Source organism: Actinomyces sp. ICM39 (assembly GCF_000282935.1).
In the GTDB taxonomy this organism is placed as follows: domain Bacteria; phylum Actinomycetota; class Actinomycetes; order Actinomycetales; family Actinomycetaceae; genus Pauljensenia; species Pauljensenia odontolytica_B.
In genome coordinates, this window is the sequence record NZ_ALCB01000131.1 from 1 (window position 1) to 23994 (window position 23994).

A 23994-nucleotide genomic window follows, 5' to 3' on the forward strand; every position below is an offset into this window, starting at 1 on the left:
CAGGCCCGCGCCCCTAGACGCTACGACTCAGACGCGAACGCTCAGAAGTACGTGCGTCCGGTCTCGCTCAGCTCGCGCAGCTCGTCGATGGAGGCGATCCAGCCGCAGCCCTCGCCTTCGGCGGCGAGCAGGTCCACACCGCTGATCGCGAGCATGTCGCCGCCCGTGGTGCCGATGCGCACGGCATCCACGCCCTCGGCCTCGGCGGCCGCGAACACGGCCTTGACGGCCGCTTCGGGCACCGCGACGAAGGCGCGTGCCTGGGACTCGGACAGGAGCATCTCGTGGTCGCCGACGCAGTCGCGGCGGGCGGCCCCGGCCACGTCGAAGACGCCGCCGATGCCGAAGCGCAGCGCGGAGTCCACGAGGGACTGCACGAGGCCGCCGTTCGACAGGTCGTGCGCGGCGCGCACGAGGGGCCGGCCGTCGGGGCCATCGGCGGCGCTCAGCGCGCGCACGACGTTACCGAGGGCAACCTCGGCCTTCAGGTCGACCTCGGGCGGCAGGCCACCGAGATGCGAGCGGGCGATGCGCGCCCACGCGGATCCGTCGAACTCCTCGCGGGTGGTGCCCAGGAGGATGACGGCGAGGCCCTCTTCGGTGAAGCCGGAGGGGTTGGCTCGCGTGACGTCGGGGAGGATGCCGAGCATGCCGATGACGGGCGTCGGGTTGATCGACGAGTTCGGCAGCCCCTTCTCGGTGCCGGACGAGTTGTACAGCGACACGTTGCCGCCGGTCACGGGGATCTCGAGCTCGATGCAGCCGTCCGCGAGCGCGGTCATGGCGGTCACCAGCTGCCACATGGCGTCCGTGTCTTCGGGGTTGCCGAAGTTCAGGCAGTCCGTGATGGCGACGGGCTCGGCGCCGACGACGGCGACGTTACGGTAGGACTCGGCGAGGGCCTGGCGGGCTCCCGTTGCCGGGTCGAGCTTGGTGTACCAGCCGTTCGCGTCGGTGGAGAGCGCGACACCCAGCCCAGTGGTCTCGTCGATGCGGATGACACCCGCGTCGTCGGGCTGGGCGAGGGCCGTGTTGCCCTGCACGTAGCGGTCGTACTGGTCGGTGACCCACGCCTTGGAGGCCTGGTTGACGTCGGAGAGCACGGCGCACACGTCGGCGATCAGTTCCTCACGCGTGGCGGGGCGCGAGAGGTCCTCAGAGGTGGCAGCCTGCAGCTCGTCCTGCCACGCGGGGCGCGCGTAGGGGCGGTCGTAGACGGGGCCCTCGTGGGCGACGGTCTTCGGGTCGACGTCGACGATGCGGTGGCCGTGGTGGTCGATCGTGAGGCGTCCGTCGCCGGTCAGGTGGCCGATGACCGCTGCCTCGACGTCCCACTTGTCAATGATCTCGAAGAAGCGCTCGCGATCCTCAGGGGTCACGATCGCCATCATGCGTTCCTGGGACTCGCTCATGAGGATCTCGCCCGCGGTGAGCGTGGGGTCGCGCAGGAGCACGTTTTCGAGGTCAACGTGCATGCCGGAGTCGCCGTTGGAGGCCAGCTCGGAGGTCGCGCACGAGATGCCCGCGGCGCCGAGGTCCTGGATGCCCTGGACGACGTCGGCCTCGAACAGGTCGAGGCAGCACTCGATGAGGACCTTTTCCATGAAGGGGTCGCCCACCTGGACGGAGGGGCGCTTGGCGGGCATGCCGTCTTCGAAGGTTTCGGAGGCGAGGATGGAGGCGCCGCCGATGCCGTCGCCGCCGGTGCGCGCGCCGAAGAGGACGACGAGGTTGCCTTCGCCGGTCGCGTTGGCCAGGTGGATGTCGTCGTGGCGCAGCTTGCCGATGCACAGCGCGTTGACGAGGGGGTTGCCCTGGTAGGAGGGGTCAAACTCGGTTTCGCCGCCGATGTTGGGCAGGCCCAGGCAGTTGCCGTAGCCGCCGACGCCGGAGACGACGCCGTGGACGACGCGCGCCGTGTCGGGGTGGTCGACGGCACCGAAGCGCAGCTGGTCCATGACGGCGATCGGGCGTGCGCCCATGGAGATGATGTCACGGACGATGCCGCCCACGCCGGTGGCCGCGCCCTGGTAGGGCTCGACGAAGGACGGGTGGTTATGGGACTCGACCTTGAAGGTGACGGCCCAGCCGCCGCCGATGTCGACGACGCCGGCGTTCTGGCCCATGCCGACGAGGAGGTTCTTCCTCATGGCGTCGGTCGTGCGCGCGCCGAACTGCTCAGCGAGGTGCTTCTTGGAGGACTTGTAGGAGCAGTGCTCGGACCACATGACGGAGTACATGGCGAGCTCGGCGTTGGTGGGTCGGCGCCCGAGGATGTCGCAGATGCGCTGGTATTCGTCCTCTTTGAGGCCGAGTTCCTTCCAGGGCATGTCCTGGCCGGGGGTCGCGGCGGCGTTCTCGACGGTGTCGGGCAGCTCGCGGGTGTTTTCGGAGGTCATTCGTGTTTCCATTCGAAAGGTCTGGGACGAGGCCGGGGCTCCCTCACGGGTGAGGGTGCGGTGGCGTCGTCAGCCGACGAGGGATGCGAGGACGGAACGGAAGATGCCCAGGCCGTCGGTTCCGCCGTGGTGGCTGGCGCCGTCGGGGCCGAGGGAGAGGGGGCCGAAGCCGGCCTCGGTCGCGTGCTCGGGATGGGGCATGAGGCCGACGACGTTGCCCGCGGCGTTGGTGACGCCCGCGATGTCATTGGCGGAGCCGTTGGGGTTGAAGTCGACGTAGCGGAACACGACGCGGCCTTCACCCTCGAGCCGTTCGAGCTCGGCGGGAGACGCCTGGAAGTTACCTTCGCCGTTCTTGAGGGGGACGGTAATGGTGTCGCCGACGCTGTAGGTGCGCGTCCACGCGGTGTCCGCGTTCTCGATGCGCAGCACCTGGTCGCGGCACAGGAACTTCTGGTGGTCGTTGCGGATGAGCGCGCCGGGCAGCAGGTGTGACTCGCACAGGATCTGGAAGCCGTTGCAGATGCCCAGGACGGGCAGGCCTCGTCCGGCTTCGCGCACGATTTCGCTCATGACGGGAGCGGTCGCAGCGATCGCGCCACAGCGCAGGTAGTCGCCGTAGGAGAAGCCGCCGGGGATGACGACCGCGTCGACGCCGTGCAGGTCGGCGTCCTTGTGCCACAGCGACACGGCCTGCGCGCCCGCGATTTCAACCGCGCGGGCGGCGTCGCGGTCGTCGAGGGTGCCGGGGAAGGTGACGACTCCGACGCGGGTCACTGCACGCCTCCCGCGTAACGGGCGTCGGCCTCGTCGATGGCCTCGACGCGCACGACGTCCTCGATGATCGGGTTGGACAGGACCTCTTCGGCGGCCTTGCGGGCCTGGTCCAGGAGCTCGTCGGTAACGGGACCGTCCACGCTCAGGTGGAAGCACTTACCCTGGCGCACGGCCTCAAAGCTCGTGATTCCGAGCCTGGGCAGCGCCGAACCGACAGCCTTACCCTGGGGATCCAGGATCTCCGGCTTCGGCATCACTTCCACGATGATTCGCCCCACGGCGTTCCTCCTTGTGTTGTTGGTGAGGATCCCGCCGTGCATCTTGCCCGGCGGGCAAGTCTGTTTACAGGATGGGGTCCGACCCGGTGAGTCGGCGGTATGCCTCGACGTAGCGCGCGGCGGTCGCGGCGGCCACGGAGTCGGGCAGCGCGGGCGGGTTGGCGCCCGAGGAGCGGTCCCAGCCGGACTGCTCGGAGACCAGCCAGTCGCGCACGTACTGCTTGTCGAAGCTGGGCGCGACCTGGCCCTCCACCCACTGGTCGGCGGGCCAGAATCGGGAGGAGTCCGGGGTGAGGATCTCGTCCGCGAGCACGAGCGCGCCCGTGGTCACGTCGATGCCGAACTCAAACTTGGTGTCCGCGATGATGATGCCGCGCTGCGCGGCGATGTCGCGGGCGGCCCGGTACAGGGCGATCGACAGGTCGCGGATCGCGACCGCGAGCTCCTCGCCGATGCGCTCGACGGTCTGCTCGAAGGTGATGTTTTCGTCGTGCTCGCCCAGCTCGGCCTTCGCGGCGGGCGTGAAGATCGGCTCCTCGAGGCGCGAGGCCTCGGTCAGGCCCTCGGGCAACGTGATGCCGCACACGGATCCGGACTCGCGGTACTCGGCCAGGCCGGAGCCCGTCAGGTAGCCGCGCACGACGCACTCAATGGGGATCATGTGCAGGCTGCGGCACACGACCGCGCGACCGTCGACCTCGGCGGGAACCGTGAAGCGCGTGGGCTGGGCGCCCTCCAGGGCGCGCGAGGCCTCGGCCGGAGCCTTCGTGCCGACGGCCAGCAGGTGGTTTTCCACGAGGGGACGCAGCTGGCCCATCCACCAGATGGCAAGCTGGTTGAGGACCGCGCCCTTGCCGGGGATCAGCGTGGGCAGCACGTAGTCGTAGGCGCTGATGCGATCCGAGGTCACCATGAGGAGCGCCTCCGGGCCAGCCTTCGCGTGGCGCGGGCGGCCCGCCGGGGTGGCGCTCTGCGGCGCGGGGCCAACCACGGCCTCGTCGGGAGCGTAGATGTCGCGAACCTTGCCCGCGCTCAGCGGGGTCCAGCCGTGGAGGGTGGCGGTCATGATGCTCCTCAGGGATTTCTCAGTCGAGGCTGACGACCAGGTCGGCGGGCCACGTCGCGATGTCGCTGCGGTGGTGCTCCCCGTCGAAGTGGATGAGGTCGACGCCGCGGTAGGCGAGTGCCCGGGCCTCGTCGAGCGTTGCCGCGCGGGCGACGACGTCGAGGACTCGGCCGCCGGAGTTCACCAGCGCGTAGGTCGGTTCGAAGCCGCAGCATCCCGCCGCGACGTCGGTCGGGTCGTCGGTGATCTCCTCGGAGGTGCCGGCGTGGATGACGTGGACGCCGTCGAGCTCCTCGGCCGCTTCGATACCGGTGATCTCATGCCCGGTATCCGTGGGGCCCGGGTATCCGCCCGAGGCCATGACGACCGTGACGGCAGCGTCCTCGCTCCACACGGGGGCGGGGACCTTGGCGAGAGTGCCGGTCGCGGCCGCGTACAGGATGGGGGCCAGCGGGGAGTCGAGGCGCTCGAGGACCGCCTGGGTCTCCGGGTCGCCGAAACGCACGTTGAACTCGACGACGCGGATACCCTTCGAGGTCATCGCGAGGCCGCAGTACAGGAGGCCACGGAAGGGGGTGCCGCGACGCACCATCTCGGTGATGACGGGCTGGGCCACCTCGTCGACGATGCGCTGCGTGGCCTCTTCGGGGAGCCACGGCAGGGGGCTGTAGGCGCCCATGCCGCCCGTGTTCGGGCCCTCGTTGCCGTCGCCCACGCGCTTGAAGTCCTGCGCGGGCTGCAGCGGCACGACGGTAGAACCGTCGGCGAAGCAGAAGAGGGAGACCTCGGGGCCGTCGAGGTAGTCCTCGATGACGACCGCTCCCCCGTCGCGCGACAGGCAGGCGCGCGCATGCTCCGAGGCCTGGGCGCGGTCGGTGGTCACGACGACGCCCTTACCGGCGGCAAGCGCGTCGTCCTTCACGACGTAGGGGGCACCCAGATCGTCGAACGCGGCCTCGACCTCGTCCATCGTGGTGCACGTGAAGGCACGAGCCGTGGCCACGCCGGCATCGGCCATGACCTGCTTCGCGAAAGACTTGGAGGCCTCGAGGCGCGCCGCATCCTTCGTCGGGCCGAAAACGGGGATTCCGTAGTCCAGCACGGCATCCGCGACGCCCGCGACGAGCGGGGCCTCGGGGCCGACGACCACGAGGTCGACGTTCTCGGACGTGGCGCGACGGACAACGTCCTTCGGATCGAGGGGATCCATGGTCAGGGAGCGGCCCAGCTGCTCCAACGCGGGGTTACCCGCCTGGACGACAAGCTCCACGGGATGCTCGGGGGTGGACGTTCGCACAAGCGCACGGGCGATCGCGTGTTCGCGACCTCCGTTACCAACGAGAAGGACCTTCACAATTCAAGCCTATCTGTGTTTGGGGCCCTCCCGGGCCGCCGCGGGGTTTTATGGGTGCACGTCACAGCAAAGTTGAGACGAACTTGCAACCCTCACCAGGCGCCGTTCGGATTGCCGTCGCGTTTCCCGTCCTGGGCATCGCGCTGGTTCTGCTGCCGTTCCTTGTTCTGGTCCTGCAGCTGCTCGCGGCGCTCCTTTTGCTCCTGATCCTCACCCTCGAAGGGGTCCTCGGTCGGGCTGGGCGTGGGCGTCGGATCCGTCTGCTGGTCCTGCTGTTGCTGCTGGTCCTGCGAACCGCTCTGCCCCTCAGACTCCTCCTCGGTCTGCTGCTTCTTGTCCTCGACGCGTTCCTTATTTTCGTCAGCGGGGTTATTGGATTCGCTGCCGGACTGCTGACCGGACTGTCCGCCCGACTGGTTCTGGTCGCCGGACTGACCGGAACCACCAGACGCGGTCTGGCACGGCGAGATCGTGTCTTGGGCTTCCTGGTAGACGCTCACAGCGTTACCGGTCGAACCCGAGGAGCGCAGCTTATCGCCCTGAATCTCCAGTCCGATGGCGAGATTGACGCGCACACGGCACTCGTAGGAGAAGGGCTCGAGGCGACCAGGCTGCACCTCGCGAGCCTTCGGAACAAGCTCAAACGCGGTGCGCAGTTCCTCCACGCCCTCATCGACGCGGTCCTGGCGCACCAGGGTCGTGCCGAGGTTGTAGTGCGCGACCCAGGCCTCGATACCGATGCCCGTCCATGTCCGCTGGCCCTCGTAGCCCGCCTGAGCGGACTCGTAGTCGCCAGCCTTCCAGTGATTCAACGACGACTGCGACCAGAGCGTCAGACCAATCAGGTACCCGGCGATCACCAGGGCGATCACGAGAATCGGAATGGAGTACCACAGAGGTCGCAGAGCCCGCGGGGAGCGCTGCACCTTCGGCTTGCCGTTCGTGGCCTGCCCCAGCTGTTCGCGGACCGACGCGTCGACCGGACCACCCTGAAGGGCACCGAAAGGCAGGAGGTCCTCTTCGGGCAGGTTGTTGTTAGAGGGCATGCGAGTTCCTCAGCTGTTGAGCGCGCAGCGCCAGGTTGGCGCCCTCCCACGCGAGGAGTCCCCCGAGCAGGAGCGCAAACGGCCAGATGATGTAGCGGTACGTGTCTTTCATGTTGCGCTGTTCGGCAATCTCCGTCGCGCCTTCCAAGATGGTGTGCGCGTGGGATTCGATCGCCGACTTATCGGGCGAGTGCACGTAGTCGACGCCGATGCGCGATGCGACCGACTGGAGGGCCGCCTCGTCGATCTTCGAGATGGCGATCGGGTTACCAGGCTGGGAGAGGTCGTGAATGTAGCCGTCATCATCGCCGCTCTGCGCCTCGCTATTGCCCAGGCGCAGCACCTTCATCGGGGCACCCTCCGGGGTGCCGTATCCGATGACAAGGCCGCCGTCGACGTACTCCTTGACGCGATCCCAGTCTTCCTCGGAGCCCGTCGGCGCGGTCTTCCAATGCTCCTGGTTCGAGGTCTCACCGTCGGAGAAGATGAAAACCGCGCGGAGGTTCTGCGGGTGACGTTCCTTGTTCTTCGCGAGGAGGTCGGCCAGCTCCGCCGCCGGTCGGTTCAGCGAGGAGCCCTGGGAGGACGCGGACAGTTCTCGGTTGAAGCTGTCCATGTACGAGGCCACGGCGGAGGCGTCGGTCGTGAGCGGCATGTCCGTGTGCACCGAAGAGTCCCAGGTGAGGATCGAGAAACGTGATCCCGCCAGGGTGTTCATGATGAGCCCAACGTCGTTGCGCACGCCGTCAATGCGAGGCTTGGTGCCATCCCAGTCTTCCGCGGCCATGGAGCCCGTGCGGTCGATGACGAGGTAGACCTCGAGGGCCGACGAAACTTCGAGGGCCTGGCCGGGGATCGACGGACCGGCACCCATGATGATGACGGTAACAACGATGAACGAGCGTCGGATGATGTCCATGACGCGCTTGCGCGCGGCGCGCTTAGCGGACAGGAACACGAAGGTCGCTGCCACGACCACGATGAGGACCAGCAGCACCGGGTGGACGACGGGGCGGAAAATCATGTCAGAGCCTCCCGAAAGCAAGCAGACCGAGCAGGGACAGGACACCGACGATGGTCCAGCCGAGGGCGGCGCCCGGGCGGTCGGTTTCCACGAGCTTGCCCGCAGAATCGAGCTCTTCCTTTTGCTCGGATTCGATCTGTCGGACGACCTCATCGACCGCGGAGGGCGATGAGGCATCGTAGAAGCTGCCGCCGGTGGACTTGACCTGGTCCTGCAGCTCCGCGCCCTCGGCCTTCAGCGAGTACGAGGAGCCTGGATAGAGAACCGAGACGGTCACGCCCTGGCTCTTAGCGAACTCGATGGATTCGGCGAGGTTGTAGATGCCCTCGCCGAACACCTCGTTGTCGGTCGCTAGAAGGATCGTGCGGGAACGCTTCTTATCGGTGTGGTCGAAGCCGAGCACACAGGATGCGAGGCCATCGCCCACCAGGGAGCCACGGCGGTCATCCGGCCCGCTAAACGTCGGTTGCAGGTAGGCCTCGAGTTCCCTCGTCAGGTAGATCTTGTTGCCGATCTGATTGAAGCCGCGATCGATCTTGTCAGCCATCTCGGTGAGCACCTCGTTGGCCATCTCGTAGTCGTCCGTGAGCGGGAACATCGTCATCGAGTAGGCGTTCCACAGCTGCAGCGAGATTCGCTCGCCCTCGAAGTGCGAGATGATCTGCTTGAAAGAGTCGCCGATCTTGGAGTCGTAGGGAAGCATCGATCCGGAGGCATCCAGGCACAGGACGATGTCACGACTCGAGGACTTGTCGTGCTTCATGTAGCGGTCGACGGGCGCCCCGGCCGACACCGACGTCGCGATGACCGCGATGAGGAAGCACACGACGGCCATCGCCAGCGACGAACGAGTACGGCGCACGAGGGCCTGATACTTGGGCAGGTCGCGCAGGAAGCCAGTGTTGGCCACCCAGCCCTTCTTGCCCGAACGCTCACCGGCGCGGCGCGCGAGCATCCATCCGGCGACGGTCGTCGCCACGACAACCAGCAGCACGACGGGAATAAGCCACCCGAACCTCATACGTTCACCGCCTCCACAGCCATGGTCAGTACGCGGGTGACGGCCTCGTGCGAGGGCTGTCCCTGCGGGATGTTGTCGCCCGTGAAGCTGGGGACTTCACACGCCTGAAGAATGTCCGCCAAACCCGGCCACACCGGGACGAGCTCGCGCACCTCGGACACGGTCGCCACCTCGAGGTCGCGGCCCGTTCGCTCCGTGCCGAGGGCACGCATCAGGCCGGCGAGGGCGAGGTGCACACCGCGCGCATCCAGGTCGCCGTCGGCGTAGCGATCAGCGATCTGGTCGATGAAAGTCAGGTACTTCTTGCGGCGCGCGTCCGTGATCGTCTGCAGTTCCATGACCTCGCCAATACGCGAGGTCCACCAGCGCCACACGCTGTACAGGATCCACCCGATGACGCCAATCACGATTGCCAGGCCGAGGACCCACATCCAGTTCGGGTAGACGACGGGATCCAGCAAGTTGTCTTTGAGTTCACCGGACATGTGCGCCCCTTTCGAGAGCGCGCATCAGGGCGCGCGGAACCTCTTCACTGGACGAAACATCCACGTGGATGACCCCCCTCTTATCGAGCATCTGGGCCACGGCAGCCCGTCGCATCTCCATCACGTTGGCGGCTTCGCCCGAGAGCTGGTCGTCACGCAGCAGGAAGTCGGGCAGCGGCCCCTCGTTCACGTCGACGACGTCCGTTCCCTTGTCGAGGGACGTCGGATCGATGTCAGCCACGCAGATCTGCATGACCTGGTGGCGCACCGACAGAGACTTAATGAGGTCGTCGGAGACGCGGGTGGGTTCAGGCTGCGTCGCGTCCGTAACGATGACGATAAGGCTTCGACGCTGGGTGACGGTGCGGGCGCGCGCCAGCAGCTTGGGCACGTCCGAGTGAGGCGAGGACAGGGTGATGTCCTCCTCGATGCGCCGCATCACGGTCTCGGCGTGAGCGTTACCCGAGCGGGCAGGCATGAAGCGAACGCGCTCCGAATCCCCCGCGACGAGGCCAATCTGGTCTCCTCGTGCGACGCTCAGCCAGGCAATCGCCTCGCACGCCGTCAGCGCCACCTCTTCTTTGGTTTCACCGGAGGGTGCCAACGCACCCATCTCGCGTCCGGTGTCAACGACGAGCATGACCTGCAGATTCGCGGTTGCCTCGCGCCGCTTGATGACCGGCGAACCCGTGCGAACGGTTGCCGGCCAGTCGATGGAACGCACGTCGTCGCCCGCCTGATAGGGAGCCAAGTCCAGGAACTCCCATCCGCGACCGTGCCGCAGCGCGGAGTGCTGACCGTCCATGATGGACAGCAGCTTGCGCAAGACTGGCAGCTGGATACGCGAAGAGAGCGAGTGGATCTCGCGCGAACGTACAGGCATAGCGTTCCTCTAGAAAGTCGACTGGCGTGTGGGACCGTGGGTGCTTTACGGAACGGGCACCGCGTTGAACACGGCGTCGATGAGCCCCTCAATGGACACGTTGTCGGCGAGGGCGTCAAAGGTACGGATGATGCGGTGGCGCAGGATGCCGTAGCGCATCGCCTTAATGTCGTCGGGCATCACGTGGTTCCGACCGGCCATGAGGGCAATGGCCTGGGAAATCTGCATCAGCGCAATGCCGCCACGCGGGGAGGCGCCGACGCGCACGTGGTTGTTCCACCCCGGCAGAGGGTTAGGGCCGGCACCTCGGGTCGTGTTGACGATGTCGACGATGTACGCCTTGAGGGTCTCGTGGACGAACACGCGACGGCACGCATCCTGCAGCGTGAGCACGTCGGCGAGGGTGATCGGCGCGGCCGAGGACTGGGCCTTAATCTGGCCGTTGTCAATGCGCGTGAGGACCTCGAGTTCCTCGACGGGCGTCGGGTAGGTGATGACCTCCTTGAGGAGGAAACGGTCCATCTGCGCCTCGGGCAGCACGTAGGTGCCCTCTTCTTCGATAGGGTTCTGGGTGGCCATCACCATGAAGGGCCTGGGCAGCTTGTGGTTGACACCGCCGATGGTGGTCTGACGCTCCTGCATGGCCTCGAGCATGGCGGACTGGGTCTTCGCGGAGGAACGGTTGATCTCGTCCATGAGGACCATGTTCGCGTGGACGGGACCCAGCTGGGTGACCATCTCGCCACGTTCCTGGCTCCAGATCTGCGAGCCGACGATGTCGTTCGGCATGAGGTCAGGCGTGCACTGGATGCGATGGAAGGTGCCAGAGACCGCGGATGCAAGTGTCTGCGCGGCGGTCGTCTTGGCGAGGCCGGGGACGGATTCGACCAGCACGTGGCCGCCGGCGAGCAGCGCGGCGGTGAGTGCGCGGCGCAGGCCTTCCTGGCCGACGACGGTGTGCTGGAAAATATCGTTCATACGATCGAGCAGCCCCTTGGCGTGGGCCAGCTCTTCGTTGGTCAAGTAGTTGGGCACGGGCTCTCCTTGCGTGCGCGGTCGGATGCAATCTCAGTGTAGCGGCCTACGCCGCTTCGCACTCAATCCGGTCAGTTTTCACGTCATCATCAACGAGGTCTCGGCCGGCTGCGCACAGAGGTATCCACTGTCATGCCACCCGAACCCGTCGCACACAAAAGGGGCGAGCCCCGGAGTTTCCTCCGGGGCTCGCCCTCAGGTCCGCGTTGATCAGGCCTGCTTCGCGGCGGCGATGCGCGCGCGGAACTTAGCCAGCTGCTCGGTGATGGCGGCGGGAACCTTGTCGCCGAACTGCGAGAAGTATTCCTCGGTGTCGTCCATCTCGGCGGCCCATGCGTCGGGGTCGATCGCGAAGAGCTTCGCCCAGACCGTCTCGTCGATGTCCAGGCCGTCGAGGTTGAAGTCCTCGAACTTGGGGTAGCGGCCGGTCACACCGTCGATGGCCTCGACCTCGCCGGCGGCGCGGCGAACGATCCAGTCCAGGACGCGGGCGTTGTCGCCGTAGCCGGGCCACATGAAGTTGCCCTCTTCGTCCTTACGGAACCAGTTGACCTGGTAGACGTGCGGGAACTTCTCGCCCAGCTTGTCCTGCATCTCCAGCCAGTGGCCCCAGTAGTCAGCCATGTTGTAGCCGCAGAAGGGCAGCATGGCGAAGGGGTCGTGGCGCAGCGAGCCGGCCTTGACGTCGGTCGCAGCAGCGGTGACCTCGGAGGCCACGGAGGCGCCGATGAACACGCCGTGGGCGGGCTCGTACTGCTCGGCAACCAGCGGGACGTTGGTGGCGCGGCGGCCACCGAAGAGGATGGCGTCAATGGCGACACCCTCGGGGGCTTCCCAGTCGGGGCAGATGATGGGGCACTGCGCGGCGGGGACGGTGAAGCGGCTGTTCGGGTGAGCAGCCTTCTCGCCGGACTCGGGGGTCCAGTCGTTGCCGTGCCAGTCGATCAGGTGCGCCGGAACGTCGCCGTCGATGCCTTCCCACCACACGTCGCCGTCGTCGGTCAGGGCGACGTTCGTGAAGATGGAGTTGGCCTTGGCGGTCTCCATGGCCATGGGGTTGGTCTTGTAGGAGGTACCGGGGGCAACGCCGAAGAAGCCAGCCTCGGGGTTGATGGCGCGCAGGCGGCCATCCTCACCGGGACGCATCCACGCGATGTCGTCGCCGACGGTCTCGACCTTGTAGCCGGGGATCGTGGGCTGGAGCATGGCGAGGTTGGTCTTGCCACAGGCCGACGGGAAGGCGGCGGTGACGTGGAACTGCTGGCCGGTGGACTCGCGGGTCAGGCGCAGGACGAGCATGTGCTCGGCCATCCAGCCGTCACGCTTTGCCATGGTCGAGGCGATACGCAGGGCGAAGCACTTCTTGCCGAGCAGGGCGTTGCCGCCGTAGCCCGAACCGAAGGACCAGATCTCGTTGGTCTCGGGGAAGTGGGTGATGTACTTCTCGTCGTTGCAGGGCCAGGTGGAGTCTTCCTGACCGGGCTCGAGGGGAGCGCCGACCGAGTGAACGGCGGGAACCCACACGCGACCCTCGTTGATGAGGTCCATGGCAGCAGCACCCATGCGGGTCATGATGCGCATGTTGACAACGACGTAGGGGGAGTCGGTGATCTCAATACCGAGCTGGGAGATGGGGCCGCCCAGGGGACCCATGGAGAAGGGCACCACGTACATGGTGCGGCCCTTCATGGAGCCCGTGAACTTCTCACGCAGGGTGGCCTTCATTTCCTTGGGGTCGGCCCAGTGGTTCGTCGGGCCGGCGTCCTCTTCCTTCTCACAGCAGATGAAGGTACGGGACTCAACACGCGCAACGTCGGACGGCTTGGAGCGAGCCAGGAACGAGTTGGGGCGCTTCTCCTCGTTGAGCTTGGTGAACATGCCACTCTCGACCATCTGAGAGGTCAGGCGATCCCACTCCTCCTGGGAGCCGTCGGAGAACTCGATGGCGTCAGGCGTGGTCAGCTCAGCAATTTCAGCAACCCACTTGATGACATCTTCGGGAGCGTTCGCCGGAGCGGCTGCACGCACGTCCTGTTCGGTCACGGACATTTTGCCTCCTGAGGCATTTCGGATTGTCGAGGCCGCAGTTGCGTCCTCGATTGACAGAATCAATCATGCCGGACCCCACACCCGCGCTTACGGGCGCTTGGTCCCGGTCACACCTCAATGGTAGTCGAACAAGTCACACACCGCCCGACCGATAGGGACCTTCAACCCACCCACAAGGGCCTTTATGAACGCCATACCCCGCCCCGACCTCGCGAATGCGACGGAAGTCGTCCAATCACCCATCGCCGTGAGATAGAACACCCAATATGGGGTCACAATTCCATCTCTGAACTTGAAGTCTCACCACCCCATGACCGACGATTACACGTAGCACAATAGTGCTGTTCACCATTGGAAGGACCGAATACACCATGGGATTCCGAAACAAGACCCAAGGCCCTGACTTTTTTGAAGACTTCACATCCCAGGCCCGCCAGCTCGTGCAGGCCGTCGAGTTCCTGACGCACATCTACGCCGCCTCCCCCGAGGAGCGCATCGCCCTGCGCGATCAGCTCCACGAGGTCGAGCACCGCGGCGACGAACTGAACCACGCGATCGTTCAGCGCATCAACTCCTCGTTCATCACGCCTTTCGACCGCGAAGACCTGCAGTCCCTGGCGTCCCACCTGGACGACTGCCTGGACTTCATCGACGAGGCCGGCGACCTCCTGGTCGTCTACGGCATTGCCGACATCCCCACTTCCCTGGTTTCCCTGCTCAACGAGCAGATCGCCGTCATCAAGCACTGCGCGGACCTGACCGCGGAGAACATGCCCAAGCTCAAGTCGCCCGTCGACATGCGCGACTACTGGATCGAGGTCAACCGCCTCGAGAACGAGGGCGACCTGGCCTACCGTCGCACGCTGACGGCCCTGTTCGACTCCGGCCTCGACGCGATCACGATCATCAAGCTCAAGGACATCGTCCAGGGCCTCGAGTCCTGCGCCGACGCCTTCGAGGAGCTGGCTAACGTCATCGAGTCCCTCGCACTGAAGGAATCCTGAGCCGTGGATCTGAATCTGATCCTCGTCTGCGTCGTCATCGCCGTCGCGCTGTTCTTCAGCTACACGAACGGCTTCCACGACGCGGCGAACGCGATCGCGACCTCCGTGTCGACGCGCGCGTGGACTCCCCGCGCGGCGCTCCTCATGGCCGCGACGATGAACGTCATCGGAGCCATGATGGGCACGGCCGTCGCCAAGACGGTCGGTAAAGGCATCATTTCGATCAGCGACTACGCCGAGTCTCCCCTGCCGGAGATGCAGCAAAAGGGCCTGGTCATCATCCTGGCGGCCCTGCTGGGCGCCTGTATCTGGAACCTGATCACCTGGTGGTTTGGCCTCCCCTCGTCCTCCTCGCACGCCCTCATCGGCGGCATGGTCGGCGCAGGCCTCATGAGCGGCACGGTCGTGCACTGGTGGGGCATCATGAGCCACGTCGTGATCCCGATGTTCGCCTCCCCCATCATCGGCTTCGTCGTCGGCTACATCGCCATGAAGCTCGTGCTGTGGGCGCTACGCAAGGCGCAGTATCACCGCACGATGCGCCGCTTCCGCGCCGCGCAGCGCTTCTCCTCGGCTGCCATGGCCCTGGGCCACGGCATCCAGGACGCGCAGAAGACGATGGGCATCATCGTCATGGCGCTACTGGCCGGCGGCTACGGCGAGACACACAACATCCTCGATCCCATCACGGGCGAGATGAACGTGCCGCTGTGGGTGAAGGTGTCGGGCGCTCTGGCGATTTCACTGGGCACGATGGCTGGCGGCGGGCGCATCATGCGCACGATCGGCCGTAAGATCATCGACCTGGATCCGGCTCGCGGCTTCACGGCCGAGGCCGTGTCCGCCTCGATCCTGTACCTGTGCTCCTACGTCATTCACGCCCCCATCTCGACGACACAGGTCGTGTCGACGGCGATCATGGGTGTGGGTTGCACGAAGCGTTTCTCGGCGGTTCGCTGGGGCGTCGCGGGCAACATCGTCATCGCGTGGTTCCTCACCCTGCCGGCCGCCGCTCTGGTGTCGGGCATCGTGTACCTCGTCGTGGCGCTGCCTCTTGGAGTTCACTGATGCGTGGTCGCTTCGTCGTGACGGCTGCGGTCGTCGCTCTTGCCGCTGCCCCGCTCGCGGCATGCTCGGATTCGTCCGTCATGCACATGCGGGTCGGGCAGTGCATCCTCCTGCCGGAGGATAAGAGCGCGACCACGGCGACGACGATCGATAAGACTAGCTGCACGCGCGAGCATGACGCTGAGGTCTTTGCCTTGGCGTCCGCGGCGGACGGGGATTTCCCGGGCGCCGAGGCGCTCAACCGGCAGGCCGAAACCGAGTGCATTTCCGCGTTCGACGCGTACGTGGGGTCGGATTATCTGACCTCGTCCCTCGACGCAACGTGGATGATCCCGACGAAGGATTCGTGGGCGCAAAACGATCGCTCGATCGTGTGCCTGGCGCGTCCGTTGGATCATTCGAAGCTCACCTCGTCGGTGAAGGAGTCGGGCCTGTAGGGTTCGACCAACATCCGACTGTCATCGGGTGGTGTGCGGCTTCCTGCCACGCACCACCCGATACTTTTACCATCCGGTATTTCGATTGTTATAGTTCGTACAGTGCCGACCAGCGCATACCCCATCCAACACAGCCCCCTTAAGGAGCACCATGTCCCGCACCATGACTCGCGTCCTGGCTCTGACGGCCTCGGCGGCTGCCCTGGCCATGACCATGTCGGCCTGCAGCCTGCTCTCTTTCGGCCCGCGCACCTCCGCTTTTAGCATGAAGGTCGGCCAGTGTGTTCAGCTGCCCACTGGTGATAACATCACCGACCTGGAGACCACCGACTGCTCTGCCTTGCATGACGCCGAGGTCTTCCACCTAACCCAGGTCACCGAGGACGAGCGCCCGAGCGACTCCGAGCTCGAGGACATGGGCGGCGACGCCTGCCTGGCGGCCTTCGAGGGATACGTGGGCGTCCCCTATGAGGAGTCCGAGCTGGACTACACGATCCTCTACCCGTCCCCGGGCAGCTGGGAACAGGGCGACCGCGAGATCATTTGCTTTATCATTTCCGGTGACGGCACGGACACTCAGCTGTCCGGCTCCATGAAGGGTTCCAACAAGTAAGCGGACACCTCAGCACCCAAGGAGAATCATGTCCCTCAGCTCTTTCACGTCCCGCCCCGCGCGCCCCGCGTTGATCCTCGGAGTCTCGGCTACCATCCTGAGCCTGGGGCTGTCCGCATGCAGCGTGTCGACCTCCGGAACCCGCAAGCCTTCGAATGGCTCCCGCACGCCGGCGGCCTCCGCGTCGGCGACCACTTACGTGCAACCCCAGGTCGGAGAGTGCTATCAGTACGCTTCGGGCGATAACGATAATGTCACGATTGTCGACTGCAACCAGCCACATGACGCCGAGAACTTCCATATCTTTCATTTCGCAGGAAATAGCTATCCGTCTGACGACGAGTTTGACCAGGAGAGCGACGAGATCTGCGGCCTCATCTTCGAGCACTACGTCGGCAAGCCCATCGCGGAATCGACACTGGACTACGACTGGGTTTTCCCCAAGGCAGAGACCTGGGCAAAGGGCGATCACACGGTGGAATGCTATGTCTTTGCCAAGGACGACAGTAAGCTCACCGGTTCCGCGAGGAACTCCAACATGTGACACCGTTTCTACGCGCGCTCGTGGCGGCTCGGCTTGTGCCGGGCCGCCACCGCTTTTACCCCTGCGACCTCCACCTTGTATAGTGTCATCAGCGATGCCGAAGTCCTACCGGACAGTCAGCGTCGCCATGCCGTGCGCATCACGTCCCATCGGCCACGGTCCCATCACCCAAGGAGCATCATGTCCCGCGTTTCTACCCGTACTCTTGCGCTCGCGTCGTCCGTCGCGGCCCTGTCCATGACTCTGTCCGCCTGCGCCCTGGGCGGCAACACCTCGGCCTTCAACGTCGAGGTCGGTCAGTGCGTGCAGCTGCCGGACGGCAGCACCATCTCGCGCGTCGAGGTCGTCGAGTGCACCGCCGAGCACGACGGAGAGGTCTACCACATCGAAAAGCTCACGGACAAAGAGCGTCCTTCCGAGGACTGGCTCAACATGCGCATGGAGAGCATCTGCTCCAATGCCTTCGAGGGATACGTGGGCGCCGCCTACGAGGACTCCGACCTGAGGATCACGACGATGTTCCCGACGGAGGCGAGCTGGAAGCGGGGCGACCGCGACATCGTGTGCATCGCGATTTCGAATGACGGTGAGAAGCTGTCCAAGTCCGTGAAGGACTCCGGCATGTGACCTGCGCTCGTGCGCTCTGATGGCGGCTCGGCTTGTGCCGGGCCGCCTCAGTGCTTCTTGGAGGCCTTGCGCGCGGGCGCGGTGGGGTCCTTCGTGGTGACGCCGTGGGTTTCGAGGGCGGCGACGACGAGCCCATCGGGGCCGTGTTCGACATGGGCAACGAGGACCTGGCCGTGCCTCAGACACGGGGCCTCAGCGCCGGCGACGGGAGCCGACGCGTAGGCGCGGATCTCCTCGATGATGGCATCGCGCGCAGGGCCGGCGACAGACAGGACCGTGGGGGCCGCGTGCTCGCGCAGGCGCTCGGCCGCGAAGGCACGGACGCGTCCGAGGCGCGCCTCAGCGTCGATCTGAATATCCGAGCCGGAGGCGGTCAGATCGAGGGACTCGACGAGGGTCACCGATCCCCCGCCCATCGACGCCCACGGGGTGAGGCTCTGGCGCGAGCGGGCTGCCGGCGACGCGAACGCGCGGGCCACACCAAAGCTCGAGAGCAGGTCGATGAGGTCGAACGCCTGGCGCACGCCGAAGCGGCTGAGCGGCGGGTCGACGGGTTCCGGCACGGTCTCAATCTTCTTCGCCGAGGCCTGCTCCACCTGGGCGGCCCTCCTGGCCGCGGCGGAGGCCACCATGGCGGGGGTCGGCGCGGGGCGAGGCTTGGAAGGAACCGCCACCTGAGCGGGCGCAGCGGAGCCGCCGGAAGAAGCGGCAGGAGAGGCGGATGCGTGGGTGTCCCCGGCCTCGTCGAGGAGCGGGCTAAGGCCCTGCCCCGGACGCAGGACGAGGAGCGTCGTGGTCACGAGGCGGCCTTCGCGGGCGCGGGCGACGATGTCGGCGAGGAGGCGGCGGTCGCCCCGGCGCGTGAGCATGTCGGCGGCGCGCTCGGGCGAGGTCCACGCGGTCTGGTCGATTTCGGTGCGCGGGGCGCGCGCGACGGGGGCGCGCAGGCGCTCGGAGGCGTGACCGGCGGGGACGGGGGTGCCCACCCAGTAGTGGACTTCCTTGGTCTGTCCGCCGCCCAGGCGGTAGCGCTGGGTCGTCAGGGGGGCGCCGAGCGTGATGATCTGGCCGGTTTCCTCCTCGACTTCGCGCACGGCGGCGGCGACGAGGGACTCACCGTTTTCGGTCTTGCCCTTGGGCCAGGACCAGTCGTGGTAGCGCGGCCGATGAACCATGAGGACTTCGATGTCCGCGGGGTCGATGGACTCACCGGGGACGGCGACGCGCTCGGGGTCCGTGAAGCGCCAGACGAGTGCGCCCGCGGAGCGAACGAGTCGCTGGGGGCGGGGGGCTGGCATCGGACGCATAGGGACAAGGGTAGTCGCCCGCACGCGCCCGTGCCCTGGTGGGCGCGCCACGTCACCCCGGTTCGGGCCTTCCACGAGTCCGTCCGGGGGACGCCGAGATCAGCCCGGGCGCTACCGACGAAGGCTCAGTCAAGGGTGCCGACGGCCGCCTCGCGCGCGGCGACGTCGAGCTCGTCGGCGGTGACCAGCAGCGCGGAGTGACGCATGGTGACGCGGTGGGCGAGCGGGTCGGCGGGGTCTTCGATCCACAGGGCCCCGGCCTCGCCGGCGGCGAGCACGCGCATGGCCCGCGAGGCCTCGCCCAGCACGTATTCCAGGTCGTCGTCGGTCAGGTCGCCGCGCAGCAGCGAGTCGACTTCCTCCATGATGAGGCTCAGGGGCCGCAGCTCGACCGGGGCCTCGAGGCCCTGGATGATGGGGGCGCGCGAGCCCTCGGCGTAGCGCTCGGCTACGAGGAGTGGGTCGCGGTGGTACCACTCGTGCAGCAGGTAGATGCGCCACAGTGCCCCGGGGAGGGTGAACTCGGGGCTGCGCGACCACACGTGCGCGATCGTATCCACCCCGCTGGTGCGCACGGTCTCGCGCAGGCGCGCGACGTCGGCGTCAGTGAAGGTCTCGTCACCCACGCCCATGAGGGCCCAGGCGGCGGTGTGCGCAACGGCCGCGGTGGCCGCGGGGTCTTCGTCGCCGATGATGGCGTCAGCCCGGGCGGCGTCGAGCATCGCGGGGCGTCGCGGCATCTTCGATTGGGCCATGGGGACTTCTTCCTCCTACAATGGGGCTGCTGGGCCTATAGCTCAATGGTAGAGCAGCGGACTTTTAATCCGTAGGTTGGGGGTTCGAGTCCCCCTGGGCCTACTGGTCGCCTCGGAACGTTCCGGGGCGTTCACGCTATCTGCGGGCGTGCGCCCGCGTTGGAGGTGCATCATGGATCCTCGTTTTTCTCGCGCGTACGGCGCCCTGGCTGGCCTGGCGCTCGGAGACGCGCTGGGCATGCCGACGCAGGCGATGTCCCCGGAGCAGATCCGCGCAGTGTACGGGACGATCACCGGCCTCGTCGACGGTGACGCCTCGCAGCCCTACGCGCCGGGGATGCCGGCGGGCTCGGTCACGGATGACACGGAGCAGGCGCTGCTGGTGGCGTCTCTCCTGGTACGAGGCCGGGGCACTTCCTCGGGTCGCGTGGCCCTGGACGCGGGCGAGTTCGCCCACGCTCTGCTGGCCTGGGAGGATTCGATGATCGAGCGCGGGTCGCTCGACCTGCTGGGACCCTCCACGAAGGCGGCGCTCGAGCGCGTGCGCGCGGGCGAGGACCCGCTGACTGTGGGTGGGGCGGGGACCACGAACGGCGCGGCGATGCGCGTCACCCCGATCGGTATCGCGATGTCGACGGCCGATCCGGAGGCCTTTGCGGATGCCGTCTGGTCGTCCTGCCAGGTCACGCACGCGACGCGCCAGGGTTTCCAGTCGGCTGCCCTCGTGGCGGCGGCCGTGTCCATGGGTATTGACGCGGCTCGCTCGACGACCCCGGATCTGAGGGGCCTGCTATGGAAGGCCCTCTCCTACGTTGATTCGCTGCCCGAGCGCGGCGCGTGGACCCCCGACCCGGACGTCATCGCGGCGACGCGCAGGGCCATGCAGCTGGTCGCCAACCCCGCCTCATCATCCCTGGAATGCCTCGTCGAGCAGGTGGGCACGTCCGTGGCTTCGGCGCAGGCGATCCCCATGGCCTTCGCGCTGCTCGCGCGCGACCCCTCGCCACGCGCCCTCCTGGACGCCGCCAACCTGGGCGGCGACACCGACACGATCGGCGCGATTGCGGGCGCGATCCTGGGCGCCGCCCTCGGCTTCGAGGTCTTTGTCGGCCGCGGCCTCGCCCAGGTTGAACTCGCCTCCCGCCTGGACCTGCCGTCCGTCGCCCTCGAGCTGTTGGAGCTGCGTGCGGCTCACGAGCCTGCCGCAGACGCACCCACGTCCCCCGAGACTGAGGGTGCGAGCGAGGCCGACGTCCCCGAGGTGCCGGCCCCGGCCTCGTCCTCCGATCCCGGGGCGGGCCGAGTCCTCCTCATGGGGCAGATCCTCGTGGACCACGTGTTGGCGGGCAACGCCCCGGTGTACGGCGGCGGCTCCGAGCGGGTTAACGACGAGGGATTCCACGTCAGCGCGGGCTTCAACGTTCTCGCGGCGGCACGCCGGATGGGGGCCGAGGCCGTCTCCCTCAGCCCGATCGGCACCGGCCCCCACGCCTCGATGATCGAGGCTGCCCTCGCGCGCGAGGGAATCGTCGACGCAGGCCCCCGGGTAACGGACTGCGACAACGCGTACCGCACCGCGCTCATCACGGGCAGCGGCAAGTGCACAATCATTGCCATGAAGGGTGCCGAGACGATGGCACCCGAGACCGAGTGGGCCGATGTCGTGCGCACGATGAAGCCGGGCGATGTGCTGTTCATCGACGGATCTCTCATGGATCATCCGTCCAACAAGGTGGCGGCCGACAACGCGCTGCGTGTCCTCCCCGAGGGAGTGCACGTGGTCCTGGACGTCTCCCCCGTCGTCGGAATTCCTGATGGTTTGCCGTCGAACACCATCATTTCCATGAATTACGATGAGTCGCAGGACCTGTGGAAGAGGATTCCTGACGAGGAGCGAAAGTTCCCCTCCTGGCTACCAGCAGATAAGGCAGCGACAGCCCTGGCCGCCAGGCTCGGGCATCACGTTCTCGTCCGCAAGGATGAGAGTGGCGCGTACTTCGCACCGGCCGATGGCGCAGCCGACCTGTCAACCTTCCACATCCCGACCCCGAGTGTCAGAACAGTCGACACAAACGGCGCGGGCGACGCCCACTCGGGTGTCCTGGCCGCCTGCCTCGCACAGGACGTTGCGCTCAAACGGGCGCTTGTGCTCGCCAACTGCGCGGGTGCCCTGGCCTCGACCGTGCCCGGCCCGGCCTCGTGCCCGACGCGCAGCCAGATCGAGGCCGCGGCCGACGCGCTGAGTGAATCGGGAGACTGACATGGATCCACGTTTTGATCGCGCCCACGGTGCGATGGCCGGACTCATTTACGGTCGGTCGCTCGGGGCCGATACCTCGGGCGAGGAAAGTACCGACGCTGCAAGCGTGTGCAAAGCCATTCTCGAGCTGCTGACAGTCGACAAATCGGCGGAGCCGCCGACACTGCCGTCACTGTTGGCCCCCACCAAACACCCGTACGCACTACTGATCGGCGGCGTCCAGGTCGGCATCTCCACCCCGACAAAGGGACGTCAGGTCTTTGCAGACGCCGTGTGGAACAACCATCTGATGGTTGAGCCAACGCGCCAGCAATTCCAGGCGTCAGCCCTCGTTGCCGCCGCCGTGTCACTCGGCCTCGACAGCCCGCACTTCCGCGTGGCCGATGTTCTGGTGAAAGCCGTCGATATCGCCTCGTCGCTGGAGGCACGCGGAGAGTGGAGCCCGGAACCTGACGTCGTGGCCGCGACGCGCAGGGCGCTGAACATCGTCAGCGACATGAACGAGTACGTCGAATCCCCACTCGAACGTCTCCTCGAGCACATCGGTGCGGGCGATTCGCTCTCGCAGATCGTTCCCATGGCCTTTGCCCTGGCCTCCCGCTACCAGAACCCCCACCTCCTGGCCTCTCCCCTACACCTCGGCCCCCAAGCGCACACGATCCTGTCCGTCGCCGGCGCGCTGGTCGGCGCGGTTCGTGGCGTGAGTTTCCTGCGGCCCTACGGGTACCCCCTGGTTGAGAAGGTGTTCACGCAGGACTTCAAACAGAGTGCACATGACCTGCTCGCGAAGCGCGTGCCTTACCCCGGCGACGCTCGCGCCTCGGACACGGCCGCTCCGTCGGGGCCCTCCTCGTTCGAGGACGCCGATTCTGGCCAGCGCACGCGTCAGCGCTACTTCGAGTCCATCAACCCGCCCACGCCTCTCGCGGCGCTCCGCGGCGGCTCTCAGCCCGGACGCGTCGTTTTCCTCGGTGAGCTCTTTGCCGACCATCTCGTGCACGCACACAAGTACCCGAAACTCGGGCAACACGTGTGGGCGGAGGACCAGGGACGGACTGCGGGAGGCATGTTCAGGACCATGGCGGCGGCTCGCCATATGGGAGCCGAGGTCGTGTCGCTCGGCCCCATCGGGCAGGGACCCAACGCGCGTATCATCACGCAGGCGCTGCGACGCATGAATATCGTCAACGCCGGCCCTCACCTGAGTGGAGTGGACAACGGCTACCGCCTTCAGTTCTCCGCCGACGAGGGGTACCGCATGATCCTACGCGGGACCAACAACGGCTGGTTCTTGACCCTTTCGACGAGGAATCCGATGCCCTCCCTAGCATCGCGCGGGTGGTCGGAAGCCATCGAATCCCTGGGGCCCTCGGACGTTCTATGGATCGATGGGGCGCTCATGGGCCATGACGCCACGGCACAGGCCCTGAACGAGGCCCTGCGAGGACTTCCCGAACACGTGCGCGTCGTATTCGACGGGGCATCGGACGAGGGTGTCCCCAACAATCTCCCGCTCGACAACGTCCTCGTATCGCTACAAATCAGCCACCACGCGACATTCAGGGAGCACTTCAGCGCAGAGTCGCCTCTCGCGCTTTACCGCGACCAGCCCGAGCAGCAGGCGAGCGCTCTGAGCCTGCTCAGCGCGCGCCACATCGTCGCACGCACTGACGACAATGATGCGCTGTTCGCGCGCCCCACGCTCGATGACGCCCGTATCCTGTCCCCCACTCTCACACGGGTTGCGGGGCCTTCGATCAATCCGGCGTTCAGAGCGGAGCGGATGGCGGACGTTCATTCCGGAACGCTGGCAGCCTGCCTCGCACTGGGCATGAGTGCCGAACGAGGGATCCTCCTGGCCAATTGCGCGGCTGCACTGGCGACCCCCGTCTCATTGTCCGCCCGAGACGCTATCGAGGCGGCCGCTCACGATCTTCTGACCCGCGATCAGGCCTAACAAGG

At 66.6% G+C, this 23994-nt stretch carries 22 protein-coding genes and 1 tRNA gene; 9 read left to right on the forward strand and 14 right to left on the reverse strand.

The features are described from left to right. Positions 1-41 precede the first annotated feature (41 nt). The 12 genes from purL to HMPREF1137_RS08520 all read right to left on the reverse strand — a co-directional run bounded on the left by purL (position 42) and on the right by HMPREF1137_RS08520 (position 13417). Entirely contained in the window at positions 42-2399 is a 2358-nt protein-coding gene (purL, locus tag HMPREF1137_RS08465) for a phosphoribosylformylglycinamidine synthase subunit PurL (RefSeq protein ID WP_009054378.1), read from the reverse strand. A 69-nt stretch (positions 2400-2468) separates the two neighbouring features. Next, positions 2469-3176: a phosphoribosylformylglycinamidine synthase subunit PurQ gene (purQ, locus tag HMPREF1137_RS08470; RefSeq protein ID WP_009054375.1), complete on the reverse strand. Its 708-nt coding sequence runs from the start codon at positions 3174-3176 to the stop codon at positions 2469-2471. Beyond that, the gene (locus HMPREF1137_RS08475; protein WP_009054370.1) at positions 3173-3454 is read right to left on the reverse strand and encodes a phosphoribosylformylglycinamidine synthase subunit PurS; all 282 of its coding nucleotides are present in this window, start codon (positions 3452-3454) and stop codon (positions 3173-3175) included. The genes purQ and HMPREF1137_RS08475 overlap by 4 nt, the downstream gene beginning before the upstream one ends. A gap of 64 nt (positions 3455-3518) precedes the next feature. Then, positions 3519-4520 carry a phosphoribosylaminoimidazolesuccinocarboxamide synthase gene (locus HMPREF1137_RS08480; protein ID WP_009054382.1) on the reverse strand — a complete coding sequence of 334 codons (1002 nt, stop codon included), beginning with the start codon at positions 4518-4520 and terminating at the stop codon, positions 3519-3521. A 19-nt stretch (positions 4521-4539) separates the two neighbouring features. Further along, on the reverse strand, positions 4540-5874 hold the full coding sequence (gene purD, locus HMPREF1137_RS08485; protein WP_009054400.1) for a phosphoribosylamine--glycine ligase: 1335 nt from the start codon (positions 5872-5874) through the stop codon (positions 4540-4542). A 92-nt stretch (positions 5875-5966) separates the two neighbouring features. Beyond that, entirely contained in the window at positions 5967-6920 is a 954-nt protein-coding gene (locus tag HMPREF1137_RS08490) for a tetratricopeptide repeat protein (protein ID WP_009054401.1), read from the reverse strand. Further along, positions 6910-7944 (reverse strand): vWA domain-containing protein, encoded by a 1035-nt coding sequence (locus HMPREF1137_RS08495; RefSeq protein ID WP_009054384.1) that lies wholly within the window; start codon positions 7942-7944, stop codon positions 6910-6912. The genes HMPREF1137_RS08490 and HMPREF1137_RS08495 overlap by 11 nt, the downstream gene beginning before the upstream one ends. A gap of 1 nt (position 7945) precedes the next feature. After that, a complete protein-coding gene (locus HMPREF1137_RS08500; protein ID WP_009054363.1) occupies positions 7946-8965 on the reverse strand; it encodes a vWA domain-containing protein in 1020 nt (339 codons plus the stop codon). Further along, on the reverse strand, positions 8962-9450 hold the full coding sequence (locus HMPREF1137_RS08505) for a hypothetical protein (protein ID WP_009054389.1): 489 nt from the start codon (positions 9448-9450) through the stop codon (positions 8962-8964). Before HMPREF1137_RS08505 ends, HMPREF1137_RS08500 begins: the two co-directional genes overlap by 4 nt. After that, positions 9440-10333: a DUF58 domain-containing protein gene (locus HMPREF1137_RS08510; protein WP_009054355.1), complete on the reverse strand. Its 894-nt coding sequence runs from the start codon at positions 10331-10333 to the stop codon at positions 9440-9442. The genes HMPREF1137_RS08505 and HMPREF1137_RS08510 overlap by 11 nt, the downstream gene beginning before the upstream one ends. Positions 10334-10378: 45 nt before the next feature. Beyond that, entirely contained in the window at positions 10379-11368 is a 990-nt protein-coding gene (locus HMPREF1137_RS08515; protein WP_009054360.1) for an AAA family ATPase, read from the reverse strand. Positions 11369-11578: 210 nt separating this feature from the next. Next, positions 11579-13417, reverse strand: coding sequence for a phosphoenolpyruvate carboxykinase (GTP) (locus tag HMPREF1137_RS08520; RefSeq protein WP_009054403.1), 1839 nt, complete (start codon positions 13415-13417; stop codon positions 11579-11581). Positions 13418-13788: 371 nt separating this feature from the next. Between HMPREF1137_RS08520 and HMPREF1137_RS08525 the strand changes: the two genes are divergently transcribed. The 6 genes from HMPREF1137_RS08525 to HMPREF1137_RS08550 all read left to right on the forward strand — a co-directional run bounded on the left by HMPREF1137_RS08525 (position 13789) and on the right by HMPREF1137_RS08550 (position 17710). Continuing rightward, positions 13789-14421 carry a DUF47 domain-containing protein gene (locus HMPREF1137_RS08525; protein WP_009054359.1) on the forward strand — a complete coding sequence of 211 codons (633 nt, stop codon included), beginning with the start codon at positions 13789-13791 and terminating at the stop codon, positions 14419-14421. 3 nt (positions 14422-14424) lie between these two features. Next, positions 14425-15489 carry an inorganic phosphate transporter gene (locus tag HMPREF1137_RS08530; RefSeq protein ID WP_009054386.1) on the forward strand — a complete coding sequence of 355 codons (1065 nt, stop codon included), beginning with the start codon at positions 14425-14427 and terminating at the stop codon, positions 15487-15489. Continuing rightward, complete coding sequence (locus tag HMPREF1137_RS08535) at positions 15489-15926, forward strand: septum formation family protein (protein WP_009054405.1); 438 nt, start codon at positions 15489-15491, stop codon at positions 15924-15926. The genes HMPREF1137_RS08530 and HMPREF1137_RS08535 overlap by 1 nt, the downstream gene beginning before the upstream one ends. Positions 15927-16077: 151 nt before the next feature. Next, positions 16078-16539 (forward strand): septum formation family protein, encoded by a 462-nt coding sequence (locus tag HMPREF1137_RS08540; RefSeq protein WP_009054373.1) that lies wholly within the window; start codon positions 16078-16080, stop codon positions 16537-16539. Between the two features lie 28 nt (positions 16540-16567). Next, positions 16568-17083 carry a septum formation family protein gene (locus tag HMPREF1137_RS08545; protein ID WP_009054358.1) on the forward strand — a complete coding sequence of 172 codons (516 nt, stop codon included), beginning with the start codon at positions 16568-16570 and terminating at the stop codon, positions 17081-17083. Positions 17084-17263: 180 nt separating this feature from the next. Then, complete coding sequence (locus HMPREF1137_RS08550) at positions 17264-17710, forward strand: septum formation family protein (RefSeq protein WP_009054357.1); 447 nt, start codon at positions 17264-17266, stop codon at positions 17708-17710. 47 nt (positions 17711-17757) lie between these two features. On the opposite strand, the gene HMPREF1137_RS08555 is transcribed toward HMPREF1137_RS08550, so the two are convergent. Then, positions 17758-19008, reverse strand: a complete 1251-nt coding sequence (locus HMPREF1137_RS08555) for an NUDIX domain-containing protein (protein ID WP_009054367.1) — start codon at positions 19006-19008, stop codon at positions 17758-17760. A gap of 134 nt (positions 19009-19142) precedes the next feature. Beyond that, positions 19143-19772 carry a hypothetical protein gene (locus HMPREF1137_RS08560; RefSeq protein ID WP_009054377.1) on the reverse strand — a complete coding sequence of 210 codons (630 nt, stop codon included), beginning with the start codon at positions 19770-19772 and terminating at the stop codon, positions 19143-19145. 31 nt (positions 19773-19803) lie between these two features. Here HMPREF1137_RS08560 and HMPREF1137_RS08565 point away from each other — a divergent pair. From HMPREF1137_RS08565 to HMPREF1137_RS08575, 3 genes are all read left to right on the forward strand, one after another. Next, positions 19804-19875: transfer RNA gene (locus HMPREF1137_RS08565), tRNA-Lys, on the forward strand. Positions 19876-19944: 69 nt separating this feature from the next. Further along, positions 19945-22032: a PfkB family carbohydrate kinase gene (locus HMPREF1137_RS08570; protein WP_009054407.1), complete on the forward strand. Its 2088-nt coding sequence runs from the start codon at positions 19945-19947 to the stop codon at positions 22030-22032. 1 nt (position 22033) lies between these two features. Next, complete coding sequence (locus tag HMPREF1137_RS08575) at positions 22034-23989, forward strand: carbohydrate kinase family protein (RefSeq protein ID WP_009054380.1); 1956 nt, start codon at positions 22034-22036, stop codon at positions 23987-23989. The last annotated feature ends 5 nt before the right edge of the window (positions 23990-23994 follow it).

Coding starts and splice junctions, on each gene's coding strand:
- HMPREF1137_RS08510 (WP_009054355.1), bottom strand. CDS start 10,333: ATGCCTGTACGTTCGCGCGAGATCCACTCGCTCTCTTCGCGTATCCAG.
- HMPREF1137_RS08560 (WP_009054377.1), bottom strand. CDS start 19,772: ATGGCCCAATCGAAGATGCCGCGACGCCCCGCGATGCTCGACGCCGCC.
- HMPREF1137_RS08525 (WP_009054359.1), top strand. CDS start 13,789: ATGGGATTCCGAAACAAGACCCAAGGCCCTGACTTTTTTGAAGACTTC.
- HMPREF1137_RS08555 (WP_009054367.1), bottom strand. CDS start 19,008: ATGCCAGCCCCCCGCCCCCAGCGACTCGTTCGCTCCGCGGGCGCACTC.
- HMPREF1137_RS08505 (WP_009054389.1), bottom strand. CDS start 9,450: ATGTCCGGTGAACTCAAAGACAACTTGCTGGATCCCGTCGTCTACCCG.
- HMPREF1137_RS08575 (WP_009054380.1), top strand. CDS start 22,034: ATGGATCCACGTTTTGATCGCGCCCACGGTGCGATGGCCGGACTCATT.
- HMPREF1137_RS08535 (WP_009054405.1), top strand. CDS start 15,489: ATGCGTGGTCGCTTCGTCGTGACGGCTGCGGTCGTCGCTCTTGCCGCT.
- HMPREF1137_RS08540 (WP_009054373.1), top strand. CDS start 16,078: ATGTCCCGCACCATGACTCGCGTCCTGGCTCTGACGGCCTCGGCGGCT.
- HMPREF1137_RS08490 (WP_009054401.1), bottom strand. CDS start 6,920: ATGCCCTCTAACAACAACCTGCCCGAAGAGGACCTCCTGCCTTTCGGT.
- HMPREF1137_RS08500 (WP_009054363.1), bottom strand. CDS start 8,965: ATGAGGTTCGGGTGGCTTATTCCCGTCGTGCTGCTGGTTGTCGTGGCG.
- HMPREF1137_RS08495 (WP_009054384.1), bottom strand. CDS start 7,944: ATGATTTTCCGCCCCGTCGTCCACCCGGTGCTGCTGGTCCTCATCGTG.
- HMPREF1137_RS08545 (WP_009054358.1), top strand. CDS start 16,568: ATGTCCCTCAGCTCTTTCACGTCCCGCCCCGCGCGCCCCGCGTTGATC.
- HMPREF1137_RS08570 (WP_009054407.1), top strand. CDS start 19,945: ATGGATCCTCGTTTTTCTCGCGCGTACGGCGCCCTGGCTGGCCTGGCG.
- HMPREF1137_RS08550 (WP_009054357.1), top strand. CDS start 17,264: ATGTCCCGCGTTTCTACCCGTACTCTTGCGCTCGCGTCGTCCGTCGCG.
- HMPREF1137_RS08480 (WP_009054382.1), bottom strand. CDS start 4,520: ATGACCGCCACCCTCCACGGCTGGACCCCGCTGAGCGCGGGCAAGGTT.
- purL (WP_009054378.1), bottom strand. CDS start 2,399: ATGACCTCCGAAAACACCCGCGAGCTGCCCGACACCGTCGAGAACGCC.
- HMPREF1137_RS08520 (WP_009054403.1), bottom strand. CDS start 13,417: ATGTCCGTGACCGAACAGGACGTGCGTGCAGCCGCTCCGGCGAACGCT.